General features: G+C 66.1%; 18 protein-coding genes. 6 read left to right on the top strand and 12 right to left on the bottom strand.

Translation table 11 applies throughout. From position 1 onward, the window contains the following. Window positions 1–51: 51 nt before the first annotated feature. Window positions 52–261, bottom strand: coding sequence for a hypothetical protein (locus tag QFZ42_RS10110; protein ID WP_307700827.1), 210 nt, complete (start codon window positions 259–261; stop codon window positions 52–54). A gap of 510 nt (window positions 262–771) precedes the next feature. On the opposite strand from QFZ42_RS10110, the gene QFZ42_RS10105 reads away from it, so the two are divergent. Then, the gene (locus QFZ42_RS10105) at window positions 772–987 is read left to right on the top strand and encodes a hypothetical protein (protein WP_307700826.1); all 216 of its coding nucleotides are present in this window, start codon (window positions 772–774) and stop codon (window positions 985–987) included. A 15-nt stretch (window positions 988–1,002) separates the two neighbouring features. Here QFZ42_RS10105 and QFZ42_RS10100 read toward each other — a convergent pair whose 3' ends face one another. Next, the gene (locus QFZ42_RS10100; RefSeq protein WP_307700825.1) at window positions 1,003–1,407 is read right to left on the bottom strand and encodes a GFA family protein; all 405 of its coding nucleotides are present in this window, start codon (window positions 1,405–1,407) and stop codon (window positions 1,003–1,005) included. A gap of 87 nt (window positions 1,408–1,494) precedes the next feature. On the opposite strand from QFZ42_RS10100, the gene QFZ42_RS10095 reads away from it, so the two are divergent. Further along, window positions 1,495–2,451 carry a helix-turn-helix transcriptional regulator gene (locus tag QFZ42_RS10095; protein ID WP_307700824.1) on the top strand — a complete coding sequence of 319 codons (957 nt, stop codon included), beginning with the start codon at window positions 1,495–1,497 and terminating at the stop codon, window positions 2,449–2,451. Between the two features lie 25 nt (window positions 2,452–2,476). Here the strand turns inward: QFZ42_RS10095 and QFZ42_RS10090 are convergent, their stop codons facing one another. From QFZ42_RS10090 to QFZ42_RS10070, 5 genes are all read right to left on the bottom strand, one after another. Further along, complete coding sequence (locus QFZ42_RS10090) at window positions 2,477–2,779, bottom strand: hypothetical protein (RefSeq protein WP_307700823.1); 303 nt, start codon at window positions 2,777–2,779, stop codon at window positions 2,477–2,479. Between the two features lie 28 nt (window positions 2,780–2,807). Further along, window positions 2,808–4,283: a DegQ family serine endoprotease gene (locus QFZ42_RS10085; protein WP_307700822.1), complete on the bottom strand. Its 1,476-nt coding sequence runs from the start codon at window positions 4,281–4,283 to the stop codon at window positions 2,808–2,810. Between the two features lie 207 nt (window positions 4,284–4,490). After that, a complete protein-coding gene (locus QFZ42_RS10080) occupies window positions 4,491–5,837 on the bottom strand; it encodes an ATP-binding protein (protein ID WP_307700821.1) in 1,347 nt (448 codons plus the stop codon). Then, window positions 5,834–6,493 (bottom strand): response regulator, encoded by a 660-nt coding sequence (locus tag QFZ42_RS10075; RefSeq protein WP_307700820.1) that lies wholly within the window; start codon window positions 6,491–6,493, stop codon window positions 5,834–5,836. The genes QFZ42_RS10080 and QFZ42_RS10075 overlap by 4 nt, the downstream gene beginning before the upstream one ends. Window positions 6,494–6,558: 65 nt before the next feature. Continuing rightward, entirely contained in the window at window positions 6,559–7,329 is a 771-nt protein-coding gene (locus QFZ42_RS10070; RefSeq protein WP_307700819.1) for an IclR family transcriptional regulator domain-containing protein, read from the bottom strand. Window positions 7,330–7,459: 130 nt separating this feature from the next. Between QFZ42_RS10070 and pobA the strand changes: the two genes are divergently transcribed. Continuing rightward, window positions 7,460–8,641, top strand: a complete 1,182-nt coding sequence (gene pobA, locus QFZ42_RS10065; protein ID WP_307700818.1) for a 4-hydroxybenzoate 3-monooxygenase — start codon at window positions 7,460–7,462, stop codon at window positions 8,639–8,641. Here the strand turns inward: pobA and QFZ42_RS10060 are convergent. Genes QFZ42_RS10060 through QFZ42_RS10050 form a run of 3 tightly spaced genes read right to left on the bottom strand, consistent with a single transcriptional unit; the run spans window position 8,638 to window position 12,312 of the window. Continuing rightward, window positions 8,638–9,057 (bottom strand): SRPBCC family protein, encoded by a 420-nt coding sequence (locus QFZ42_RS10060; RefSeq protein ID WP_307700817.1) that lies wholly within the window; start codon window positions 9,055–9,057, stop codon window positions 8,638–8,640. The two genes, pobA and QFZ42_RS10060, sit on opposite strands and share 4 nt — an antisense overlap. 14 nt (window positions 9,058–9,071) lie before the next feature. Further along, a complete protein-coding gene (locus QFZ42_RS10055; RefSeq protein WP_307700816.1) occupies window positions 9,072–9,944 on the bottom strand; it encodes a helix-turn-helix domain-containing protein in 873 nt (290 codons plus the stop codon). A 37-nt stretch (window positions 9,945–9,981) separates the two neighbouring features. Beyond that, window positions 9,982–12,312: a xanthine dehydrogenase family protein molybdopterin-binding subunit gene (locus QFZ42_RS10050; protein WP_307700815.1), complete on the bottom strand. Its 2,331-nt coding sequence runs from the start codon at window positions 12,310–12,312 to the stop codon at window positions 9,982–9,984. A gap of 225 nt (window positions 12,313–12,537) precedes the next feature. Between QFZ42_RS10050 and aat the strand changes: the two genes are divergently transcribed. Genes aat through QFZ42_RS10035 form a run of 3 tightly spaced genes read left to right on the top strand, consistent with a single transcriptional unit; the run spans window position 12,538 to window position 14,906 of the window. Then, window positions 12,538–13,293, top strand: coding sequence for a leucyl/phenylalanyl-tRNA--protein transferase (aat, locus tag QFZ42_RS10045; protein ID WP_307700814.1), 756 nt, complete (start codon window positions 12,538–12,540; stop codon window positions 13,291–13,293). Further along, the gene (locus tag QFZ42_RS10040; RefSeq protein ID WP_307700813.1) at window positions 13,290–14,039 is read left to right on the top strand and encodes an arginyltransferase; all 750 of its coding nucleotides are present in this window, start codon (window positions 13,290–13,292) and stop codon (window positions 14,037–14,039) included. The genes aat and QFZ42_RS10040 overlap by 4 nt, the downstream gene beginning before the upstream one ends. A gap of 30 nt (window positions 14,040–14,069) precedes the next feature. Further along, window positions 14,070–14,906, top strand: coding sequence for an IclR family transcriptional regulator (locus QFZ42_RS10035; RefSeq protein WP_307700812.1), 837 nt, complete (start codon window positions 14,070–14,072; stop codon window positions 14,904–14,906). Window positions 14,907–14,955: 49 nt separating this feature from the next. Here QFZ42_RS10035 and QFZ42_RS10030 read toward each other — a convergent pair whose 3' ends face one another. Then, window positions 14,956–16,140 (bottom strand): serine hydrolase, encoded by a 1,185-nt coding sequence (locus QFZ42_RS10030; RefSeq protein WP_307700811.1) that lies wholly within the window; start codon window positions 16,138–16,140, stop codon window positions 14,956–14,958. Between the two features lie 115 nt (window positions 16,141–16,255). Beyond that, window positions 16,256–17,794 carry a 2-isopropylmalate synthase gene (locus QFZ42_RS10025; protein WP_307700810.1) on the bottom strand — a complete coding sequence of 513 codons (1,539 nt, stop codon included), beginning with the start codon at window positions 17,792–17,794 and terminating at the stop codon, window positions 16,256–16,258. Between the last annotated feature and the right edge of the window lie 16 nt (window positions 17,795–17,810).

Genomic DNA, 17,810 nt, shown 5'->3' with positions numbered 1-17,810 from the left:
AGCGGGCGGCTCACCTTTCGGAAGTCGCCTTGGTCGCCGAATTTGCCCCGGTCAGGTTCTCCCGGTCTGGGACGAGTGGCTCATCCCCTCCTTCGAATTCGTCTGATCGCCAACAGCTTCTTCGTCCTCCGATCCGGCGGTCGCCTTGACCGTGTCGATGTCCCTGTTGCGGTGTCCCTTCGGCGGGATCACGGTCGACGGGTCCTCGGATGCGAGCTTCGGATCTTCGGAAGGCTGAAAAGGTTTGCGCGTGCGCGGCATGGTGGTACCTCCGGTGTTTCGAACACCGTAGGCCAGCCCGCCTGCCGGTGCCTGTAGGAGCGAGCCGCGGAAGGCCTATCGACCGAGCGCTACGGCGCGGCTCTTGAATCGGAGGTCGCGCGCCCACATCATTGATGCCATTCAGAAAAACTGGAGGAAAGATGATGTCGAGGTCTTCGGATGCACGCGCCATCGCAAAGCTCGCTTGGGAGGCAGCGTGGGAACGTCTTGGCAATGCACTGCAGCCGCCGCCGGGTTATCCCGAGCCGACGCCGGAACAATTGCGCGAGTGCTTTCGCGTGGCGCAAGAACAACTCGATAGCCTGGGCGAAGCCCATGGGATCGCAGCGCCGCACGCGTCATGGACCAGCGCCGCCAACCCCATGATCCCGGACTGCTCGCCTAGAACAAAGCAAGATGCAGCGAAAAGAGGGTATATCCCAGAGCGTGAGTCAGGCGCCGAACAGTAACGCCGCGTACATTACCGCCAATGTACTATCGGCTGGGTCCATGCGCTTGAATTCCTTAATCTTGGTTGCGCTGCTTCTGATTGCAAGCGGCTTGTTCTGGTGGTGGACCTTCGGGGGAGGCCTTTTCGCCGTGATCTTCGTGGTCGTCATTGGCTTGGGCGCCGTCCTCTTCCTGGCCCTTCGCGGGGACAGGAGCATCAAGGACGAACTCGATGCGCAAGCCCCCGATAAAGACGCCGGCAAGAAAGAAACCTGAGCCGCTTTCGGCTGTTCAGAGATACCTCGTCTCTGCCGGCGCTTCGAACCAGTTGTTGTTGCGCCCGTCCATGTAGCGGACCGGTGCATTGACCAGTTCCTCTATCGCGGCGTCGTCCAGGCAGGCCACGTTCACGCTGACGTAAGCCCCCCCGATCTCCGGCACGTTGCCGCGGCCGAACGGCCGGATGCCGCAGTGCCTGCAGAACAGATGCTCGGTGCTGTGCGTATTGAACTGGTAGACCGAGAGGTCCTGCTCGCCCGAAAGAAGCCGGAAAGCGTCGGGCTTGACGATGGCGCCCCAGGCCCTGGCCTTGGTGCAGATCGAACAGTTGCACTTGCCGGTGCCTTCGCTCAGGTCGACGTCCGCCTGAAAGCGAACCTTGCCGCAATGGCAGCTTCCGTTGTATGTCTTCTTCATGGGTCGTGTTCCGCAGGGTTGGAGGAGAACCAAGGCTAAGCCCCATTGCGGACAGATCCTGTCCTCGATCGAAGGCATCATCGGCCCATGCTGTCTGCCACCGCACGCCTGATACGGCTCCTGTCGTTGTTCCAGGCCCAGCGTTCATGGACCGGCGCCGAGTTGGCCGCCCGGCTTGAAATTACCGAGCGCACGTTGCGCCGCGACGTCGATCGGTTGCGCAGCCTCGGCTACACGGTCGACTCGACGTCCGGCGTGGCCGGCGGATACCGCCTTGGCGCCGGCGCATCGCTGCCGCCGCTGCTGCTCGAAGACGAAGAAGCCATCGCGGTGGCGCTGGGTCTGGGCAATCCGGCTGGCGGCGCGATGAGCGATATAGAGAACGCTTCGATGCGTGCATTGGCCAAGCTCGAGCAACTGATGCCGCCACGCCTGCGGCGGCGCCTGGACAGCGTGCGCGCGTCGGTGGTGCCGGTCATGCGCACCAGGTCGGGCGTTCGGCTGAAGGCCGTGTCGCTCTTCGCCGAGGCCTGCACCGAACGGCAGGAGTTGCGCTTCGACTACCGCGACCATCACGACAACGCCAGCGCACGCACAGTGGAGCCGCATCGCGTGGTGCAGACGGGGCAACGCTGGTACCTGCTGGCGTGGGACACGGCGCGCCAGGACTGGCGCACTTTCCGCCTCGACCGCATCGTCGACCCCACGCCGACGGGCGCCCGGTTCACGGCGCGGCGCCTGCCCCATGGGGATATCGAGGCCTACATGCAGCATGCGCTCGCGGTGTCGCCCTTTCTGCACCATGCACGCGTGGTGGTACACGCGCCGATCGGGGCGCTCGAGGCGCACATGGGGTGGGTCGGCGGCGTGCCCCAAGCGCTGGGCCGCGGCCGCACGCGCATCGAGACCGGCGCCAATTCGCTCGACGCATTGGCCGTATGGCTGGCCTGCCTGGGTCACGATTTCGAGATCGAGTCGCCCAAGGAACTGGGCGGGCATCTTGCACTCGTGGCGGCGCGGCTCGACAAGGCCGCTCGGCGGTAGCTGCGGTTTCAACGCCAGCGCCGAGTCAGCACAGGGCAAACGCCAGTATGACGGCCCCCAGCGCCAGCAACGCCAACCCGGCGATGAAAACCATCTCGCCCCAGGCCTCCAGGCGAACCCCCGAGCGGCGTGACCGCATCGACATGAAAGACAGCAGCGCACTGGCCAGGAAGACCAGTGCGTCGATGGCCAGCATGCGGTCGACCAGCAGCCGCATGTCGTCGCGCGGTCCCAGGTGGCGAATCGACATCACGGTCATGCACACGCCGATCATGGTGGCCGACGTGGGCAGGATGTGCGCCGAAAGGCCGCCGGTCGATGAACCCACGTTTCGCCCTGAAGGCCGAGGGCGGGTCTCAGCCGATGCGGACCGGCACGAAGATCTTGTCTTCACCGCGCTGGATCAGGAGCGCCACCGACTTGTCGGCCTTCGCCACCACTTCCTTCACTTGCTCCAGGCTCTTGGCGGGCGTGCCGTTGATGGCCAGCAGCACGTCGCCGGCCTGCACCCCGGCAATGGCGGACGGCCCCGCTACGTCTTCGATCAGCAGTCCGTTCTCGATCGCGGCTTCGCGTTTTTCCTGCGGCTGCAAGGGCCGCAGTGCGAGGCCGAGCTTGCCTTGGCCCGCCGCACTGTCGTTCTTCGCGACCTGCGCGGGCTTGTCGCTCGCGTCGCCCAGTTTGGCGGAAAGCTCCTGGCGTTCGCCCTGGCGCCACACTTCGAGGGTGACTTTTTTACCCGGCGTCTGCTGTCCGATGACCGCGGGCAGGTCGCCCGACGAGACAATGGGCTGGCTGTCGACCTTGCGGATCACGTCGCCCGCCTTCAGGCCGGCCTTGTCGCCGGGGCCGCCCTTCTCGATGTTGGAGACCAGCGCGCCCTCGGGCTTGTCGAGCTTGAACGAGTCCGCAAAGGCCTGGTTCACTTCCTGCACCGCGACGCCGAGGCGCGCATGCGTGGCCTTGCCGGTCGCGACGATCTGGTCCTTCACCTGCACGGCCACATCGATCGGAATGGCGAACGACACGCCCTGGTAGCCGCCGCTGCGGCTGTAGATTTGCGAGTTGATTCCGACCACTTCGCCGCGCGTGTTGAGCAGCGGCCCGCCCGAGTTGCCGGGGTTCACCGCCACGTCGGTCTGGATGAACGGCACGTAGCTGTCGTCGGGCAGCGAGCGGCCCTTGGCGCTCACGACACCGGCGGTGACCGTGCTCTCGAAGCCGAACGGAGAGCCGATGGCCAGCACCCATTCGCCGACCTTCAGCTCCTTGGTGTTGCCGAGCGCGAGCGTGGGCAGGTTCTTGGCCTCGATCTTGAGCACCGCGATGTCGGTCTTGGCGTCGGCGCCCAGCACCTTCGCGCGGTATTCGCGCCGGTCGGTCAGCTTGACGGTGACCTCCTTGGCATCCTTCACGACGTGCGCGTTGGTCATGATGAGGCCGTCCGGGCTCACGATGAAGCCCGAGCCCTGCGCCCGCACCGGCACGTCGCGCTGCTGGCCGCGCGGGCCCATCTGGCCCTGGAAGCGGCGGAAGAACTGGAACATCGGATCGTCCGGATCGATGCCCTGCATCTCGGCCGCGGCTTCGGCGTCCGAGGCCTTGGCGGTGCCGGTCACGCTGATGTTGACCACCGCGGGGCCGTCGCGGGTGGTGATGGTGGAGAAGTCGGGCAGCGTCACCATGGCCGCGGGCGCCATACTCGTGGCGTTGGTGGTCGGGCCGTTCACTGCGCGGGCACTGGTATAGGCGCCGGCACCGACGGCACCGACCACCCCGGCGGTCGCCAGGGCAATGACCAGGGCAGGAGGAGAAATCAGGCGGGTGTTCATTTCTGGCTTTCCTTTCAATGCGTCTGCACGCAAACACGATGAAGGGAATGTCGGTGCGCTGGCTTAAGCGCGGCTTAAACAGTCGGGCGGATCTGGATCTACTCCCTCTCCCCCTGGGAGATTTTCTCCCTCTCCCTCTGGGAGAGGGTTGGGGTGAGGGCATCGGCCTTCACCCAACCGCCGCGCCTCATCGGCGGCACAGCGCCCTCACCCCAGCCCTTTCCCGGAGGGAGAGGGAGCGAATACCACTCGGACTCTCAGCCCGCCCAGGCTGGGCGACGTTTCGAGCGCCACCGTGGCGCCGTGCAGGTCCGCAATCGACTTGACGATGGCCAGGCCGAGCCCGCTGCCCGGCGCCTGCGGCTCGCCCGAGCGGTAGAAGCGATCGAGCACCCGCTCGCGTTCTTCCTCGGGCAGGCCGGGCCCGCTGTCGTCCACGGTCAACGCCACCGCCTCGCCGAGCTTGGCAATGCCGACGTCGACGCGCCCTTCTTCCGGCGTGTACTTGACGGCGTTGTCGATCAGGTTGCGCAGCAGCATGCGCAGCGCCTCGGGCTGGCCATGCACCACGGCGGCGTCGGCGTGCGAAACACCGATATCGATGCGCCGCGCCTGCGCCGCCGCGATGGCGTCCGAAATGGCCAGGCGCGCGACTTCGGCAAGGTCGACCGCCTCGGGCTTCGCGCCCGCGGCCATGCTGGCCTCGTGCCGGGCCAACGCCAGCATCTGCTCGACAAGCCGCGTGGCGCGGTCGATGCCTGCGACCAGCCGGCTCACGGCCACCTCGCGGGCCGCGGCATCGGGTGCGCGCTGCAGGCCCTGCACCTGGAGTTTCAACGCAGCGAGCGGCGAACGCAGCTCGTGCGCCGCGTCGGCGACGAAATGCTTTTGCGCATCGAAGGCGCGGCGCACCCGGTCGAACAGGAGGTTGAGCTCCTGCACCAGCGGACGCACCTCGTCGGGCAGGCCTTCTTCGCTGACGGCGGAAAGATCGTCGGCCTGCCGCGATGCCACCTGCTTGCGCACGCGCGACACGGGCGCGAGCGAAAGGCTCACCACCCACCAGACGACCAGCATGAGGAGCGGCGCCATCAACGCCACGGGCGCGACGGTGCGCAGGGCCAGCGCGCCGGCCATGTTGCGCCTGGCCGCCATGTCCTGCGCCACCTGGATCACCAGCCCGCTCGTCTGCATCGAGAACACGCGGTAGGTGGTGCCGCGCGCGCGCACATCGGCAAAGCCCAGCACCGCCAGTTGCGGCAGCGCTGCCTGTTCGGCGGATTCGAAGATGCGCACGCCGTCGGCCGTCCACACCTGCACCACGAACTCGAAGTTCTGCTCGCCGCTGCCGATGCCGCCGACGGCCGCGCTCGGCGGCAGGCCGGCGCGCAGCGACAGCGCCATCTGCTGCATGTGATAGTCGAAGATGTCGTCGGCTTCCCTGAGCACCGTGCGATAGGCCACCACCGCCTGCGCGCCGGCGGCGAGCACGATGGCCGCGAGCAGAAACCACAGCAGGCGCGCGCGCAGCGAGCCGGTCAGCGCGCGCATCATGCCTTCGGCACCATGTAGCCGACGCCGCGCACGTTTCTGATCAATTCGGCACCGAGTTTCTTGCGCAGGCCATGCACGTAGACCTCGACGGCGTTGCTGCTGATTTCGTCCTTCCAGCTGTAGAGTTTTTCCTCGAGCTGCGCGCGCGACAACACCATGCCGGGCCGCGCGATCAACGGCTCGAGCACGGCCCATTCGCGGGCCGAGAGCACCACCGGCTGGCCCGCCACGGAGACTTCACGCGTCGCGGGGTTGATGCTCACGCCCATGTGCTCGTACACCGGCTCGGCACGCCCCGCCGCGCGGCGCAGCAAGGCACGGATGCGCGCCAGCAGTTCGTCCAGGTCGTAGGGCTTCAGCACGTAGTCGTCGGCGCCCGCGTCGAGCCCTTCGATGCGCTGTTGCACCGAGTCGCGCGCGGTGGCAATCAAGACCGGCGTGCGCTGCTTGCGGGCGCGCAGGCTGCGCAGCACTTCGAGCCCGTCGCGGCGCGGCACGCCAAGGTCGAGCAGCACCAGGTCGTATTGCTGCGTGCGCAGTGCCGATTCGGCCGCTTCGCCGTCTTTGACCCAGTCGACAGCGTATTGCTCGGCCCGCAGCAGGTCGAGCACGGCTTCGCCGATCATCACGTCGTCTTCGAGCAGCAGGAGTCGCATGGTTGTTGGGGTCCGTTTCGGAATTCGAGGTCGCCGCGCCGCGGAAGTTCAGCCCGGGCGTCAGTTCACAGGAGCGACCTGACTTCGCGCGCCGCCTCGAAGAGCAGCGGCAGCATCTCGCGCTGGAGTGCTTCTTCCTGATAGCGCGTGCCGGACAGCACCACGTTGAGCGCAGCCACCGTGTGGCCCTGCATGTCGCGCAGCGGCACCGCGAGCGCCTGCACGCCGAGTTCGTGCTCTTCGCTGGCAAAGCAGTAGTCGTCCCTGCGCACGCGGGAAATCAGCTGGCGCAGGGCTCGCGCCTGCGTGGTGGTGTGCGGCGTGAGCCGCGGCAAGTGACGCCCCTTGAGCCATTGCGTGAGCTGGGCCGGCGCCATCGCCGCCAGCAGCACACGCCCGGTCGACGTGGCGTGGGCCGGTAGCCGGGCGCCGAGGTGCAGGCCGTAGGCCAGCACGCGCGTGGGCATGCCGTAGCTGCCGCTGCGCGCGATGATGACCGCCTCTTCGCCGTCGAGCACCACGGCCGAGAACGACTCTCCCGTTTGCGCGGCAAGGCGATTCAGCGTGGGCTGCAATGCGCGCGGCAAGCGGGACGATGCCAGGTAGCTGCCCGAAAAACGCAGCACCTTGGGCGCCATCCAGAAATAACTGCCGTCTGTCTCCAGGTAGCCCAGGTGGGCCAGCGTCAGCAGGTGCCGGCGGGCGGCGGCGCGCGTGAGGCCAGCGCGCTCGGCCGCCAAGGTGGCGTTGAGGCGCTGGCGCTCGGTGTCGAAGCTTTCGAGCACGGCCATTCCCTTGGCAATGCCCTCGATGAAGTCAGCTTTGGCGATGGTCATCCGGTCAATGTACGAAGTGTTGCGCGATGATCGCGCAGCCGTTCGCATGATCGCACAGAGCCTCGCGGAGCGCCGCCCCGGCGTGCCGCGCACGCCCTACGCTCCGGGAAACCTCATCGGAGACACGAACATGCGCACACAGGTCGCGATCATCGGCGCGGGCCCGGCCGGCCTGCTTCTCGGACAGCTGCTTTTCAAGGCGGGCATCGACAACATCATCGTCGAGCGCCAGAGCGGCGACTACGTGCTGGGGCGCATCCGCGCGGGCGTGCTCGAGCAGGTGACCATGGATCTCCTGGCGCGCGCCGGGGTCGATGCGCGCGCCAAGGCCGAAGGGCTGCCGCACGAAGGCATCGAGCTGCTATTCAAGGGGGCGCGGCATCGCATCGACATGCACGGCCTGACGGGCGGAAAGCAGGTCACGGTCTATGGCCAGACCGAGGTGACGCGCGACCTGATGGAAGCGCGTTCGGCCGAAGGCCTTGCCACCATCTACAGCGCCGCCAACGTCAGCCTGCACGATTTCGATTCGCAGCGCCCGCGCGTGCGCTACGAGAAGGACGGCCAGACGCACGAGATCGAATGCGACTTCATCGCCGGCTGCGACGGCTACCACGGCGTGAGCCGCGCCAGCGTGCCGGCCGACGCCATCCAGACCTATGAGAAGGTCTACCCCTTCGGCTGGCTGGGGGTGCTGGCCGATGTGCCGCCGGTGTCGCACGAACTGATCTATGCCAACACCGAGCGCGGCTTTGCGCTGTGCAGCATGCGCAGCGCCACGCGCAGCCGCTATTACGTGCAGGTACCGACCGAAGAGCGGGTGGAGAACTGGTGCGACGAAGCCTTCTGGAACGAGCTGCGAGCGCGGCTCGATCCCGAGGCCCGCGAGCGGCTGGTGACCGGGCCTTCGCTCGAGAAAAGCATCGCGCCGCTTCGCAGCTTCGTTGCCGAACCGATGCGCTTCGGTTCGCTGTTCCTGGCCGGCGATGCCGCGCACATCGTGCCGCCGACCGGTGCCAAGGGCCTCAACCTGGCGACCGCCGACGTGGGGTATCTCTCGCGCGCGCTCGAAATCTTCTACGGCGAGAAAACCTCCTCTGCGCTCGACCGGTATTCAGACCTCTGCCTGCGCCGCGTATGGAAGGCGGAACGCTTCTCGTGGTGGTTCACCTCGCTGATGCACCGCTTCCCCGAGACCGGCGCCTTCGGCCAGAAGATCCAGGAAGCCGAGCTCGACTACCTCGTGCATTCGCATGCCGCCTCCACCGCGCTGGCGGAAAACTACGTGGGCTTGCCGCTCGAAGATTTCTAGTCGGCCGAGGGCGCCGGGCTTTTCTTTTCGAGCGTCTTCTTCATCGCCAGGCCGCCCTGCGCCATCATCGGCTCGATGTAGGCGCCGAGTTCGTTGGGCAGCACGTCGGTAATCCAGACGAAGCGGGAGCGCCCTTCGCCGTGCGCGAACACCTGCGCCGATGCGTGGTGGTGGCTGGCCTGGCCACCGGTGATGGTGTAGGCCAGGCGCCGGTTCGGCTCGTCGATGCCCACGAGCAGCTCGCGCGCCACCAGGCCATTGGAAAAACTGACGACGCGGGCGCCCTTCCCGTCCAGTTTGCAGTCGGTCAGGAAGCCAGGCGCAAGGCGCGTGTGCACGGCGCCGAAATCGCGCAGCGCATCCCAGACCTGGGCTGCGCCGGCTTCGACGATGAATTCCTTGTAGATCGTGGCCATGGTGTCCGTTCGCCTCAGCGATGTGTCAGGCGGCCATCATTGAACAAGGCTGCCAAGCGGTCTTGGAAAATCTTGCGATCGCCTTTGGCCGCCTGGCGAAAGCGGCGCGGCGACACGCCCGCCGCACGGTGGAACGTCCGAACGAAGTTGCTCAAGTCGGCAAAACCCACATCGAAGGCCACGTCGGTCACGGGCCGCTCGTCGTCCGCCAGAAGGCGTGCCGCATGGCGCAGCCGCGAACGGACCAGGTACTGGTGCGGCGTGACGCCGAGCACCTGCGAGAACAGGCGCAGGAAATGGAAGGCGCTCAGCCCGGCTTCGGAAGCGGCGCTCTCCAGGCCGATGTCGCGGTGCGAGTGCGCATCGATCCACATGGCCGCATCGACCGCGCGGCGCCTGTCGCGCGGCGCCGCCGCCTGCGGCATCGGCTTGCTGCGGCCGCTCGCCACGTCGACGAAACGGCTGGCGAACCACATGCCCAATTCGTCCAGGCCGACGTCGGTCTGGCCCTCGATTGCCACCTGGGCGAGTTCGCCGAGCACCATGAGTTCGGGCAGCGGCGGAAGTCCCGCGGTGCGCCAGGTCCTCTGGTCGCCGCCGATCAGATCGACAAAGCCGGGCGACAGGTGGAATGCCAGGCATTCGTCGCCGCACACGTGGTGGTCGTGGGTGCAAACGTATTCGTCACCCGGAGACCCCACCAGCACGGAACCGGCCACCAGCTCATAGGCATTGCCGCGCGTACGGTAGCCGAAGCTGCCCTTTCGCACATACGAAACCGAGTAGTCCGTGTGCATCTCGGTGAACGGCCGCGTGCCGGGTTCCGCGTCGCAGCGGTAGCTCGAAATGCGGATGGCGTCGGTCTGCAGTTCGGTCGTGACGAGCATGGTGCGTGCGCCTTTCGAACATCCGGCCTGGCGATGCTCAATCGATGGTGTGCATGGCTTGCCACACGCGCGCCGGGCTCAAGGGCATGTGCAGGCGCGGCGCGCTGGCCGCGAAGCCGTTGCGCGCGAAGGCGTCGGCCACCGCGTTCACGATGGTCGGCGTGGCACCGATGGTGCCCAGTTCGCCCACGCCTTTCACGCCGAGCGGATTGTTGATGCACGGCGTCGACTCGTCCATTTCCATGTGGAACATGGTCTGCACGATGTCGGCACGCGGTGCGGCGTAGTCCATCAGACTGCCGGTGACGGGTTGGCCGGTTTCGTGGTCGTACACCACCTGCTCGTACAGCGCCTGGCCGATGCCCTGCACCGCGCCGCCTTCGAGCTGGCCGCGCACGATCATCGGATTGATCACACGGCCCACATCGTTGACCGAGCTGTAGGCCACCACGCTGATTTCGCCGGTGGGCGGATCGATTTCGATCTCGCAGATGTGGCAGCCGTTGGGCCAGGTCGGGCCGGCCACGGTGCTGGTGGAGTCGACGAAGATTTCGCGCTCGGGCTGCTTGCCCGCGAGGGCGAACAGGTCGAGCTCGAGATCGGTGCCAGCCACGTTGAACACGCCGCGGCTGTAGATGATGTCGTCGACAGAGGCTTCCAACTCCTGCGCCGCGAGCTCGCGTGCCTTGTCGATGGTGCGCTCGGCGCCGATGCGAACGGCCGAGCCGCCGGTGAACAGCGAGCGCGAACCGGCGCTGCCGAAGCCGTCGCCGCGGTCGGTGTCGCCGAGCACGACGCGTACCTTCTCGATGGGCACGCCGAATGCATCGACCGCCAGTTGCGCCAGCGAGGTGGCAATACCCTGCCCCATGGCGTTGACGGCGGAAAACACCTCGATCACGCCGTCGGCCTGCACCGAGACCGTGACCCGCTCTTCGAACACATTGCCGCCGGTCCATTCGAGAAACGTGGCAATGCCCAGGCCGCGGTGCTTGCCATTCTTCGCCGACTCGGCCGCGCGCGCATCGAAACCCTGCCAGTCGGCCAGCGCCAGCGCCTGGTCCATCACCGACTCGAACTTGCCGGTGTCATAGGTCTGCGCCATGGGGTTCTTGTAAGGCATCTGCTCGGGGCGGATGAAGTTGCGGCGGCGCAGCGCGACGCGGTCGATGCCGGTCTGGCGCGCGGCTTCGTCCATCAACCGCTCGATGGTGAAGATCGCCTCGGGCCGGCCCGCGCCGCGGTAGGCGCCCGTGGGTGCGGTATTGGTGAGCACCGCCTTGAAATGGAAGTCGATGGTCTGAATGTCGTAGACGCTGGTCTGCACCCAGGGGCCGATCAGGAGCTGGATCGCAACGCCGGCGCCGGTGGCGTAGGCGCCCACGTTGGCCAGTGTCTTGATGCGCAGCGCAAGGATCTTGCCGTCGGCGTCGAGCGCGAGTTCAGCCCTGGCCTCGATGTCGCGGCCGTGCGTGCTCGAAAGAAACTCTTCGCTGCGCTCGGCCACCCACTTCACCGGGCGCTTGACCTGCAGCGCGGCAAAGGCGACGGCAATGTCTTCGGGATAGGCGCCGGTCTTCATGCCGAAGCCACCGCCGACATCGCCCACCACCACGCGCACTTTTTCCTTGGCGAGGCCAATGGCCGCGCAGACCGAATCGCGCACGCCCGAGGGCATCTGCGTGCTCATGCGAATCGTGAGGCGGTCGGATTCGCCGTCATACGCCGCAAGCACCGAGCGCGGCTCTATGGTGAGGGCGACGACGCGCTGGTTGATCACGTCGAGAGCGACCACATGGCTGGCCTTGGCAAAGGCGGCGGTCGCGGCGTCGCTGCTGCCGTGCTTCATTTCGGCGGCAATGTTGCCGGTGGCCTCCTCGCACAGCTGCGGCGCATCGTCGGCGGTGGCGCTCGCGAGGTCGACCACCATCGGGAGTTCGTCGTAGTCGACCACCACGGCCTCGGCGGCGTCGCGCGCCTGCTGGACTGTTTCGGCCACCACCGCAGCCACCGCCTCGCCGACGAAGCGCGCTCGTTGGTGCGCCATGGCGAGGCGCGGCGGGCTGGCGCAGTCACCGCCATCGGCGCGCTTGAATCCGGCCGCGCCAGGTATCGGCTGAACGCCTGCCCCGACCAGTTGGGCGCCGGTGAGCACGCGCAGCACCCCGGGCATGGCGGCCGCGGCGGCGGTGTCGATCGACACGATGCGCGCATGCGGATAAGGAGACCGGAGAAAGACGAGATGCGCCTGGCCCGGCAGCGTGACGTCGTCGGTGTAGCGGCCTGCACCGGCCAGCAGGCTCTCGTCTTCGAGGCGGCGAACCGCCTGGCCGCTGCCGAAACGCGTGGGGTTGGATTCAGTGGTCAACGTGGTCCTCTTGGGCTGGCCGCCCGCAAGGCAATGCCGGCCTGGCGGGTCCGCTATGGGTCTGTGGGGTGGGAAGCAGCACTATATGGGCTCCGGATATTCCTGTGCGCTTTGTTCGGAACACCTTGCGGGCCCGCAGGCTGCAATCGTTTGCGATCCGCTGGAGAGCGGCCATTTTCCCTCACGCGGATGAAGCGCGCCGCGAAGCCGTGTATACCTACGGCCATGCAACAACTGCCCTGGCTCGAACCCGGCGACGCACTGCCCGACCCTGCCTCCGCCTGGGGCGAGACCGACCCCGTACCCGGCCTGCTCGCAGCCGGCGGGGCGCTCGATGTCGATACGCTGATGCAGGCTTATGGCCGCTGTGTGTTTCCGTGGTTCAGCGAAGACCAGCCGATCCTCTGGTGGAGTCCCGACCCCCGCATGGTGCTGCAGGTGGCCGACTTCAAGCTTCACCGATCGCTGCGCAAGACCCTGGCCCGGTTCGCGCAGACACCGGGCTGCGAAGTGCGCATCGACCACGACTTCGCTGCGGTCATCAAGGCGTGCTCGCAATCGCCGCGCGTCGGCCAGTCGGGCACATGGATCGTGCCGGACATGGTCGACGCCTACCTGGCACTGCATCGGGCCGGCCACGCGCACAGCGTGGAAACCTGGATCGACGGCAAGCTGGCGGGCGGGCTGTATTGCGTGGCGCTCGGGCGCGCGGTGTTCGGCGAATCGATGTTCACCCGCCGTCCCGACGCTTCGAAAATCGCGCTGGCGGCGCTGGTGAGCCTGTGCCGCCGCTTCCAGGTGAAGATGATCGACTGCCAGCAAAACACCTCCCATCTGGCGAGCCTGGGCGCGCGCGAAATGTCGCGCGCCCGCTTCGTGGCGCACGTGGCCAAAGCCCGCGAACAAGAGGGGCCACGCTGGCATTTCGAGCCCGTATACTGGACGGAACTCCTTTCCACGCGACCTGTTCCATCGACGTGACGCACCTCAAGGATCTCCCGCTTCACACGCTGCAGTTCTACGCGACGGCGCCCTACCCGTGCAGCTACCTGCCCGATCGCCAGGCCCGGTCGCAGGTGGCCACGCCCAGCCACCTGATCCACAACGACGCCTACTCGGACCTCGTGCTGAGCGGCTTCCGGCGCAGCGGAATGTTCACCTACAGGCCCTACTGCGACGGCTGCCGCGCCTGCATTCCATTGCGCGTGCTGGTCAACGGTTTTCAGCCCAGCCGCAGCCAGCGCCGCGCCGTGAAGCAGCACAAGAACCTGCACGCGCGCGTGCTCAAGCTGTGTTTCGTGCCCGAGCACTACCAGCTTTATCTTCGCTACCAGAACGGTCGCCATGCCGGCGGTGGCATGGACCACGACAGCATCGACCAGTACACGCAGTTCCTGCTGCAGAGCCGGGTCAACTCCAGGCTCGTCGAGTTCCGCGAGACCCTGCCCGACGGCAGCGCGGGCCCATTGAAGATGGTGTCGATACTCGACGTGCTGAGCGACGGCATTTCGGCCGTCTATACCTTCTACGAGCCGGAGAGCAGCGCGGGGTACGGCACCTACAGCGTGCTGTGGCAGATCGAGCAAGCCCGCAAGCTGGGCCTGCCGCACGTCTATCTCGGCTATTGGATCGAAGGCAGTTCCAAGATGAACTACAAGGCCCGTTTCACTCCCCACGAAGTTCTGATCGAGGGGCGCTGGCAGGCGCCAAGTGATTTCACAAGGTAAAATGGCGCCCGGTCCACACCGCATCGCGCCATGAGAAAAACCCAATCCGACGTTCCTGCCGTTCCAGTCATCCAGGTGATCGAGCGCATGTTCGCGCTGATCGACGTGCTCGCCTCCCGCGAGGAGGCGATCTCGCTGAAGGAAATCAGCGAGAAAACGGGCCTGCACCCCTCCACCACGCACCGGATCCTCAATGACCTCGCGGTCGGGCGCTTCGTTGACCGCCCCGAGGCCGGGAGCTACCGGCTCGGCATGCGGCTGCTGGAGCTCGGCAACCTCGTCAAGGGCAGGCTCAACGTGCGCGACGCCGCGCTGGGGCCGATGCGCGAGCTGCACAAGCTCACTCAGCAACCGGTCAACCTCAGCATGCGGCAAGGCGACGAAATCGTTTATATCGAGCGCTCGTACAGCGAGCGTTCGGGCATGCAGGTGGTGCGCGCCATCGGCGGCCGGGCCGCATTGCACCTGACCTCGACCGGCAAGCTCTTCCTTGCCGCCGACGATCCGCAGCGCGTGCGCAGCTATGCCACCCGAACCGGCTTGGCCGGCCATACGCGTAACAGCATCACCCAGCTGCCTGCGCTGGAGCGCGAGTTGTCGAAGGCACGCCAATACGGCATTGCGCGCGACAACGAAGAGCTGGAGTTGGGTGTGCGCTGCATGGCCGCCGGCATTTACGACGACCAGGGCAAGCTGGTGGCGGGACTGTCGATCTCCGCGCCCGCGGATCGGCTGGACGAAGGATGGCTACCCAAGCTGCAGGCCACGGCCAATGAAATCTCGGGGGCACTCGGCTACAAGGATGGCGCGGCGGCGCCAGCGGGGGCTGCGACGGGGAGCGGCAGCCCCTCTTCAGCCGCCGCCTGAATCGACCCCTGCCGAGCTTCTCAAGCCCTTTTCAGGGCCGTTCCACCGCTCAACCGGCGACCTGATAGGACGCAGCGCGCGACGACGACGCGGCCGGCGAGCCCGTCGAGGCGTGCGTGGCCTCGACCCAGCGGCGAACGCGTTCGGCATCGGCGATGCGGCTGAACTTGCCGGCCGAGTCCAGGAACACCATGATGAGCTTGCGTCCGGCCACCTTGGCCTGCATCACGAGGCATTGGCCGGCTTCGGAGATGTAGCCCGTCTTCTGCACGCCAATTTCCCAATCGGGGCTCTTCACGAGGCGGTTGGTGGTGTTGAATTGCAGCACGCGGTTGCCGACCTCGACCTGGTACTCAGGCGATGTCGACAGCGAGCGCACCGTGGCGTCGGAATAGGCGGCATTGACGAGCAGCGCGAGGTCCTGCGCGCTCGACTGGTTGCGGCTCGACAGGCCGGTAGGCTCCACGTAGCGCGTGTCCTTCATGCCGAGCATCTTCGCCTTGGCGTTCATGATGCTCACGAAGGTGGCAAGGCCACCCGGATAGGTGCGGCCCAGCGCATGTGCCGCGCGGTTTTCGCTCGACATGAGGGCGAGGTGCAGCAGTTCACCGCGCGACAGCGTGGTGCCGACCGTCAGGCGCGACCGGCTGCCCTTTTCGGTGTCGACGTCGTCCTGGGTGATGGTGATCAGTTCGTCGTTGGGAAGGCGGGCTTCGCTGATCAGCAAGCCGGTCATCAGCTTGGTGAGCGATGCAATCGGGAGCACCGCGTGGTCGTTTTTGCTGAACAGCACCTCGTGCGTGTCCTGGTCGATCACGAGCGCAACGCTCGACTTCAGGTCGAGCACGTCGTCGGTTCCGTGCAAGCCGGCCAGCTGGCCGAAGGACTGGCGCGCGGGCGTTTCGACCCGAACCACCGAGCGGCGCTGCACGGCAACCACCGTCTTGCCGTTTTTCTGGCGGATGCTGGCCACCACGTTGCGGCCACCACGAACGACCTTTTCGCTTCGTTCGGCTTTGCCGCCACGCGGCGCCTTTGCAGAACGTTTGACTTCCACCGGTACCGGACCTCCGGCCTTCTTGGCTTGGGAGGTTTTGGCGGCAGCTGCTTTTTCCTTCTTCGCGGCCTGTGCGCCGGACAGCAAAAACGCCGTGGCGCAGAGCGCGACGGCGACGAATTTGACTGCGGGCAAGAACCGCTGGCTGGAAACTCGGCGGGGGCGGGTTTCAGGCATTTATAAATCTCCAGCGGCGAAAATGAGAACCGCAGTGTATCGAAATCAAAAAAGGCACGCAATATCAGTTACTTGCGTCCTTTTCTTCAATCGAATCCAAGGAACACTCGTAAACCTAACCTTGTGCCGCCACTCTCTCAGCTTGGCTCTGTAACTTGTTGAGCGCACTCAAATAAGCCTTGGCCGATGCGACCACGATGTCGGGGTCCGCACCTACTCCATTCACCACCCGCCCTGCATTTTGTAACCGAACTGTAACTTCTCCTTGGCTTTCTGTCGAGCCACTGATGGCATTGACCGAGTAAAGCACCATCTCCGCACCGCTCTTGACAAGCGATTCGATGGCTTTCAGAGAAGCATCAACCGGGCCATTGCCATCGGACTCGCCGGTGACTTCCTTGCCCTGAACGGTAAAAACGACCTTTGCCTGGGGGCGTTCGCCGGTTTCGCTGTGCTGGGAAAGCGAGACAAAAGCGAACTGTTCATCAACGTGCGCCAGTTCCTCGGCGCTGACGAGCGCAAGGATGTCCTCGTCGAAAATTTCGGACTTGCGGTCGGCCAGCTCCTTGAAGCGCAGAAAGGCGGCATTGATGTCGGCCTCGCTGGCCATCGTCGCGCCGAGGTCCTGCAGGCGCTGCTTGAACGCATTGCGCCCGCTGAGCTTGCCCAGCACGATCTTGTTGGCGGCCCAGCCCACGTCCTCGGCACGCATGATTTCGTAAGTGTCACGCGCCTTGAGCACGCCGTCCTGGTGAATGCCCGAGGCATGCGCAAAGGCATTGGCGCCCACCACGGCCTTGTTGGGCTGCACCACGAAACCGGTGGTCTGGCTCACCATGCGGCTTGCGGCCACGATGTGCCGGGTGTCGATGTTGAGCTCGAGCCCGAAGTAGTCCTTGCGGGTCTTCACGGCCATGACGACTTCTTCGAGCGAACAGTTGCCCGCGCGCTCGCCCAGCCCGTTGATGGTGCACTCGACCTGGCGTGCGCCGCCGATCTTCACACCGGCCAGCGAGTTGGCCACGGCCATGCCGAGGTCGTTGTGGCAATGCACCGACCAGATCGCCTTGTCGCTGTTGGGCACGCGCTCGCGCAACATCTTGATGAAGTTGCCGTAGAGCTCGGGGATGGCGTAGCCGACGGTGTCGGGCACGTTGATGGTGGTGGCGCCCTCGTTGATCACGGTCTCGAGCACGCGGCAGAGAAAGTCGGGGTCGCTGCGATAGCCGTCCTCGGGACTGAACTCCACGTCGGCCACAAGGTTGCGCGCAAAGCGCACGGCGAGCTTTGCCTGCTCGTGCACTTCGTCGGGCGACATGCGCAGCTTCTTTTCCATGTGAAGCGGCGAAGTTGCAATGAACGTGTGGATGCGCCCGCGTGCCGCGCCCTTGAGCGCCTCGGCCGCACGCGAGATGTCGCGGTCGTTCGCGCGCGACAGGCCGCATATCGTCGAATCCTTGATCGCACCGGCAATGGCCTTGACGGCTTCGAAGTCGCCGTTGGAGCTGGCCGGAAAGCCGGCCTCGATGACGTCGACCTTGAGCCGTTCGAGCTGCTTGGCGATGCGCAGCTTCTCATCGCGGGTCATCGAAGCGCCGGGCGATTGCTCGCCGTCGCGCAAGGTGGTGTCGAAAATAATGAGTTGGTCGGTCATCGTGGATTTCCTTGGG

The sequence above is a fragment of the Variovorax paradoxus genome, from assembly GCF_030815855.1.
Lineage (GTDB): Bacteria > Pseudomonadota > Gammaproteobacteria > Burkholderiales > Burkholderiaceae_C > Variovorax > Variovorax paradoxus_M.
This window is presented reverse-complemented; position numbering and strand designations above follow the sequence as displayed.

What these genes read in the sequence shown, in the direction of transcription:
- QFZ42_RS10110 (WP_307700827.1), bottom strand. Translation starts at nt 261, where the DNA reads ATGCCGCGCACGCGCAAACCTTTTCAGCCTTCCGAAGATCCGAAGCTC.
- QFZ42_RS10105 (WP_307700826.1), top strand. Translation starts at nt 772, where the DNA reads ATGCGCTTGAATTCCTTAATCTTGGTTGCGCTGCTTCTGATTGCAAGC.
- QFZ42_RS10100 (WP_307700825.1), bottom strand. Translation starts at nt 1,407, where the DNA reads ATGAAGAAGACATACAACGGAAGCTGCCATTGCGGCAAGGTTCGCTTT.
- QFZ42_RS10095 (WP_307700824.1), top strand. Translation starts at nt 1,495, where the DNA reads ATGCTGTCTGCCACCGCACGCCTGATACGGCTCCTGTCGTTGTTCCAG.
- QFZ42_RS10085 (WP_307700822.1), bottom strand. Translation starts at nt 4,283, where the DNA reads ATGAACACCCGCCTGATTTCTCCTCCTGCCCTGGTCATTGCCCTGGCG.
- QFZ42_RS10080 (WP_307700821.1), bottom strand. Translation starts at nt 5,837, where the DNA reads ATGATGCGCGCGCTGACCGGCTCGCTGCGCGCGCGCCTGCTGTGGTTT.
- QFZ42_RS10075 (WP_307700820.1), bottom strand. Translation starts at nt 6,493, where the DNA reads ATGCGACTCCTGCTGCTCGAAGACGACGTGATGATCGGCGAAGCCGTG.
- QFZ42_RS10070 (WP_307700819.1), bottom strand. Translation starts at nt 7,329, where the DNA reads ATGACCATCGCCAAAGCTGACTTCATCGAGGGCATTGCCAAGGGAATG.
- pobA (WP_307700818.1), top strand. Translation starts at nt 7,460, where the DNA reads ATGCGCACACAGGTCGCGATCATCGGCGCGGGCCCGGCCGGCCTGCTT.
- QFZ42_RS10060 (WP_307700817.1), bottom strand. Translation starts at nt 9,057, where the DNA reads ATGGCCACGATCTACAAGGAATTCATCGTCGAAGCCGGCGCAGCCCAG.
- QFZ42_RS10055 (WP_307700816.1), bottom strand. Translation starts at nt 9,944, where the DNA reads ATGCTCGTCACGACCGAACTGCAGACCGACGCCATCCGCATTTCGAGC.
- aat (WP_307700814.1), top strand. Translation starts at nt 12,538, where the DNA reads ATGCAACAACTGCCCTGGCTCGAACCCGGCGACGCACTGCCCGACCCT.
- QFZ42_RS10035 (WP_307700812.1), top strand. Translation starts at nt 14,070, where the DNA reads ATGAGAAAAACCCAATCCGACGTTCCTGCCGTTCCAGTCATCCAGGTG.
- QFZ42_RS10030 (WP_307700811.1), bottom strand. Translation starts at nt 16,140, where the DNA reads ATGCCTGAAACCCGCCCCCGCCGAGTTTCCAGCCAGCGGTTCTTGCCC.
- QFZ42_RS10025 (WP_307700810.1), bottom strand. Translation starts at nt 17,794, where the DNA reads ATGACCGACCAACTCATTATTTTCGACACCACCTTGCGCGACGGCGAG.